This window comes from Lentilactobacillus parafarraginis DSM 18390 = JCM 14109, from assembly GCF_001435895.1.
Taxonomy (GTDB): domain Bacteria; phylum Bacillota; class Bacilli; order Lactobacillales; family Lactobacillaceae; genus Lentilactobacillus; species Lentilactobacillus parafarraginis.
Genome location: NZ_AZFZ01000102.1, coordinates 1 through 5,148, shown reverse-complemented (window position 1 = coordinate 5,148; position 5,148 = coordinate 1). Strand labels below are relative to the sequence as shown.

Here is a 5,148-nt window from a genome sequence, read left to right as displayed (position 1 = left end):
ACTTTTTCATGGAACTTTGGACATTACCTCAATCCTTGAAATTCATAGTCTTCCCAACTTTCATTATAGTGAATAATGGTAGCGCTTCTATTAAATTGACGAGAGAATTGATTAATAGCCTGATTAATAATTGGCACATATTTGGTGAAAATATAAATATTTTAATATCAATATTATTTTTACCGTTAACTAAAGCGGCCTTAAAACGGAATTACATTTTTACACGCTAGTTAATCGATAAGTTAAGCGAGCTTCTAAAACCCACAAAAAAGCCCCAGCATTGTGCCGGAGCCTTCGTTGATGCAGAATTCACATCAGTTTATCTACTTAACTATCTTCCTTCTCACCGCTCCCAGGACTTTCCTGGCCCTTCTTAACGGTGTAGGACTTTGCGCCAGTCCCAGCTAAACTACCGCCTTGGGCAATCAAGTATTCTGGTCGAATTGGTTTGTCTTCCAGGAAGTCCTCCAAAATTTCACGGGTACCGGCAGCGTATCGCGCCTGAGCCGATAACGTCGTTCCCGACATATGCGGGGTCATCGCTTCATTTGGCATAGCCCGCCACGGGTGATCCTTCGGCGCTGGTTGAGGGTACCAAACGTCTCCGGAGTAGCCGCCCAGCTGGCCTGAGTTCAACGCCCGAACAATCGCATCTCGGTCAACTTCTTCACCCCGACTGTTATTGACAATGTAGGCGCCGCGTTTCATGGTGGCAATCACATCGTCGTTGAACAAATGATAAGTCTGGGCATGCAGCGGTGCGGCCAAAACAACCGCGTCGACAACCTTTACCAGGTCATGAACATCTGGATAGTAGGTCAAGCCAAGTTCCTTTTCGACCTCGGCGGGTAATTGATGCCGCTGGTTGTAGACTAATTTTACGCCAAATGGTTTCAACCGTTCCAAGACGGCGCGGCCAATTCGCCCAGCACCAATCACGCCAACGGTCATTCCTTCAAGGTCATACGCTCTGGATGCCGCGTCGGCAATGTTCCAACCGCCGTCACGAACAATATCGTGAGCTGGAATGAAGTTGCGCACCAAAGCCAACAGCTGCATCACTTCAGCCTCGGCCACGCTAATACTGTTACTATAGGTCACTTCGGCAACCGTAATGTTGTGCTCGTTGGCCGCGTTCAGGTCAACGTGATCGGACCCAATCCCGGCCGTGATTGCCAGCTTCAGGTTCTTGGCCTTTTCAATTAAGTTGGCGGTCAGATAGGCCGGCCAGAACGGTTGGGAAATGACAACGTCAGCGGTTGGCAGTTCCTTTTCGAATACCGAATTTGGCCCTTCCTTGTCGGACGTTACCACAAACTCAACGCCCTTTGAATCCAAGTATTTCTTCAGCCCTAAGGCCCCGGAAACACTTCCTAATAATTCACCGGGCTTGAAATCGATTCCTTCGGGGGTTGGAACCGTCGAGCCGTCCGGATAGTTGGTAATCTTAGGAATGTCGTCGCGGACATACTTCGGTGGAAATCCATCGATGGGATCTGGATATAAAACGGCTAATACTTTGGTCATAACAATCGATCCTTTCCGTTAGCAAATCGACCCATTACTCCTTAACACAGAAAGTTTATCATATTAGTAAGCGTTTACAACTAAGATGACGTTTCTTTTTTAGCCCGGTCAAATCACTTTGTCCCCGTCCCAATCAGCCGTATACTCTGGTTAATGACCGTCACGCATTTCAGAATTGGAGGAATCTAACATGCCACTCATGCGAATCGATGTCATTAAGGGTCATGACGACGCCTACCTGAAGAAAATGCTCGACATTGCCTACGAAGTTCAGCTGGCCACTTTCCACACGCCCCAGGGAGACCGCTACCAAATTCTCACCCAGCATGAACCGGTCGAAATGCAAATTCTCGATACCGGCTTGGGAATTAAGCGCAGCCGGGACATGATCTTCTTCAATCTGGTCACCCGTCCCCGAACCACCAAGGACAAGCAGGCGTTCTACCAGCAGCTAGCCACCCGCCTTCACGACGAGCTGGGCATTTCCAAGGAAGATGTCATTGTGAGTCTGGTGCCAAATAACGACGATGACTGGAGCTTTGGCAATGGCGAAGCGCAGTTTTTAAACGGTAAACTATAAGCCCCTTACAATAGGAACAAAAAGAACCCGCTACCGATTTTTTCGGCAGCGGGCCTTTCATATTTAAAGCACTTATTGATTTGAGTCACGCATCACACAGTTATCATACAGCCACCGCATTAATTCATCACCGTCATCGGTATCGTAATAGCGCGTCAGTAACCGATTAAAGGCTGCCACCTGATTATCTGCCACCATCACTAATCCGACGCCGGCCTGAACCATCAGGTAGTTGGCGAACAGAAAGGCAGTGCGCTTATTGCCGCCCCAATATAACCGGTGGCCAATGACGTAAAGGATCATTCGCAATGCCTTGGCGGTCGCGGTTTGCGGTGCCGTGAGAATTTGCTGAATATCCGCCCGGGTCTGTTCTTCATCCGGAATTGGCGGGACGTAGTGAGTTCCACTGATTTTAACCGTGCCGGTTCGCAGCGTTCCTCCTGCCAAGGATTCATCCTTAACAACCCGGGCGTTAATTGCATTGAGCACCGCCAACGATGCCGGTCGATCATTGCGAATGACGAGTTCAACGGCGCTCTGCAGACGGTGAATAATCTGCATATCATCATTTGTAAGGCCATAAACGTCGGAACCCAAAATAATCGTTTCAGTTTCGTGAAGCGTCGCCTGATCGTTCTCAAACCGGGATAGCGCGTAAACCAGTTGAATCATTTCTTTAATCGCCAGTTTCTGGTTGGCAAGGTGGTCGATTGTCATTTTATCTGGAAACATCAAGTTTACGCCCCATTTCAGTTGTGAATTCAAAAGTCCATTATCGATGATAAATGAATTTCGCTTGAAAGGCCATCTTTAGCGCCAAAATTTGAAAATAATTATTAATCTCTTGAAAACAGCCCGTAACCATCCCCCTCATAATTAGAGTGGGGCACCAGTTCGATTAGCAATTCCAGGGCGGTTATGTAACCGGCACCATCGCAGCAGATTTGTCATATATAATGTTACAAAATTGTTACAAATGACACGTTAAAATTATCGGCTAAACTTCTTAAGATTCTCTAAAGGCCGCCACATTGCCAAATATCCCATTCCCAATCGACCATCGCAATTGAGAAAACTGTAACAAGGCTGTTACAACCGGACGGCCAAAAAATGGTATGGTATAGGTGTCTTAACAAAGTCTTAAGAATTCGGGGGAGATGATTTTTGATGAGTCTTAAAAAACAAGTAGCATTAGGGTTATTCTCAATGGCCAGCGTCTTCACACTTAGTCAAGTCGCTGCAAATGCCGATACTAAAGTAACTGTTAAATCTGGCGACACACTTTACAAGATCGCCACTAAATATAAAACGACGGTTGGCCAGCTCGCCAAGGCGAACCACTTAAAAGATGCCAACACCATCGTCGCCGGAACCAAGTTAACGATTCCCGGCAAAGTCAGCACCACATCATCAAATTCAGCTAACAAGAAGTATAAAACTGGGAAAGCCTACACGGCACAAAAGAAACAAACAACCAGTACATATGTCAGCTCGGGTGCAAATAAGCAAACCAGCACCGCAAAGTCACTTAGCAAGGTTCGTACAAGTTCTGCTTCGACGACAAAGTCCACTAAAGCTGCCACAACTACTGGATTAAAAGCAAACGCAACTTCCAAGACCACGGCGATCACCGGAGATACCATCAGCGGTGTGACAACTTTGGCCCAGAAGTTGACCACGCAGAACATTCCTTACCAATGGGGCGGTACAACCACAAGTGGTTTTGACTGTTCTGGATTTGTTCAGTACGTCTACAAGCAAAACGGCGTTTCATTACCGCGGACGGCCGAAGCACAAGCTGAAGCAACCACCAACGAATCCGTTTCCGATGCCCAACCGGGAGACCTTCTCTTCTGGGGCAGCAAGGGCGGCGTTTATCACAGTGCCATTTACCTTGGCAACAATCAATACGCCAACGCTCCTGAACCAGGCAAAACGGTTCAGGTTCAAACGATTTCCCAGTACTTCGCACCAAGCTTTGCGGGGTCTGTGGACTAACCTAATAATTATTACGAGATCGGGACAAAGTAAGCCGCCCCGATCTCTTTTTAATTTTTTGAATGTCTAAATACCCCATCATAAAAATCGCAAGAAAGGGCTTGATAACGGTGAAGATTGAAGACCTCCAGGCATTTATCCTGGTTTATCAGTATCGGAATATTTCCAAGGCCGCCGCTAAGGTAAACCTCTCCCAGCCGGAACTTTCCCGCCGCTTGCGTTCGATGGAAGAGGAACTTAACATTGCGTTAATGAATACAACCAATCGCCGGAAGCTTGTCATCACGCCGGCCGGAACCCGGTTTTATCACCACGCAATTGAAGTGGTTTCGAGTTATCAAAGAGCCCTAACCGATCTGGCCAACGAGCGGCCAAGTTCCACTAAGCCATTAGTGATTGGAACCGTTCCGATTGCCGGACAATACAATATCGCCCAGATTATCGCGGCGTTTAATAACCACCACCCGCAGTTTCAAATTCGGCTTATTGAAGACCAGGGAGACGCAATTCTTGCCGATCTCACGGCGGGGAAAATCGACGCCGCAATTCTTCGAGACACCCAAACCACCAGCTTGTCAGCCCTGGAATACCAGAAGGCCACCCTCCTGACAGACGACTTACAAGTCATCCTCGCCAAAGATCACGCACTGGCGGGCAAACCAAGTCTGTCGATTCATGACCTCCAAAACGCCCAGATCATGACACTGCCCAAGGGGTCCGGCGTTTATGAGCCGGTCATCCAATTATTCAACGAAGCCCACGTCAAGCCCAACGTTTATTTTCAAAGTGCCCACATTGAAACACTCACAAGTATGTTGAAACATTCAGCCAGCGTCACCTTTCTCTTTAAACAATCCGCCCAACCCTTCATGACTGATCAGTTGGTAATGAAGCCGCTGGTTCCGCCAGTCACTAGCCGCCTTGAGTTTGTGTACCCTCTCCGAGCTGGAAATCAGCTGTTGCTGAGCATTTTGCACCAACTGATGACAAGCGACCGGCAAAAAAAGTAGCCCTTGAAGTGAACCCTGCAAGTTGGACACTTT

5 protein-coding genes are annotated in these 5,148 nt (G+C 47.7%); 3 read left to right on the top strand and 2 right to left on the bottom strand.

Translation table 11 applies throughout. From position 1 onward, the window contains the following. Positions 1-327 precede the first annotated feature (327 nt). Positions 328-1,527 (bottom strand): NAD-dependent formate dehydrogenase, encoded by a 1,200-nt coding sequence (locus tag FD47_RS13620; protein WP_054736543.1) that lies wholly within the window; start codon positions 1,525-1,527, stop codon positions 328-330. A gap of 190 nt (positions 1,528-1,717) precedes the next feature. On the opposite strand from FD47_RS13620, the gene FD47_RS13615 reads away from it, so the two are divergent. Beyond that, positions 1,718-2,107: a tautomerase family protein gene (locus tag FD47_RS13615; RefSeq protein WP_054736545.1), complete on the top strand. Its 390-nt coding sequence runs from the start codon at positions 1,718-1,720 to the stop codon at positions 2,105-2,107. Positions 2,108-2,179: 72 nt separating this feature from the next. Here FD47_RS13615 and FD47_RS13610 read toward each other — a convergent pair whose 3' ends face one another. Beyond that, positions 2,180-2,839 (bottom strand): Fic family protein, encoded by a 660-nt coding sequence (locus tag FD47_RS13610; protein WP_138467227.1) that lies wholly within the window; start codon positions 2,837-2,839, stop codon positions 2,180-2,182. 435 nt (positions 2,840-3,274) lie between these two features. Between FD47_RS13610 and FD47_RS13605 the strand changes: the two genes are divergently transcribed. Together FD47_RS13605 and FD47_RS13600 are read left to right on the top strand one after the other, a co-directional pair. Further along, positions 3,275-4,105, top strand: a complete 831-nt coding sequence (locus FD47_RS13605; RefSeq protein ID WP_008212537.1) for a C40 family peptidase — start codon at positions 3,275-3,277, stop codon at positions 4,103-4,105. A 110-nt stretch (positions 4,106-4,215) separates the two neighbouring features. Beyond that, positions 4,216-5,115, top strand: coding sequence for a LysR family transcriptional regulator (locus FD47_RS13600; RefSeq protein WP_054736548.1), 900 nt, complete (start codon positions 4,216-4,218; stop codon positions 5,113-5,115). The last annotated feature ends 33 nt before the right edge of the window (positions 5,116-5,148 follow it).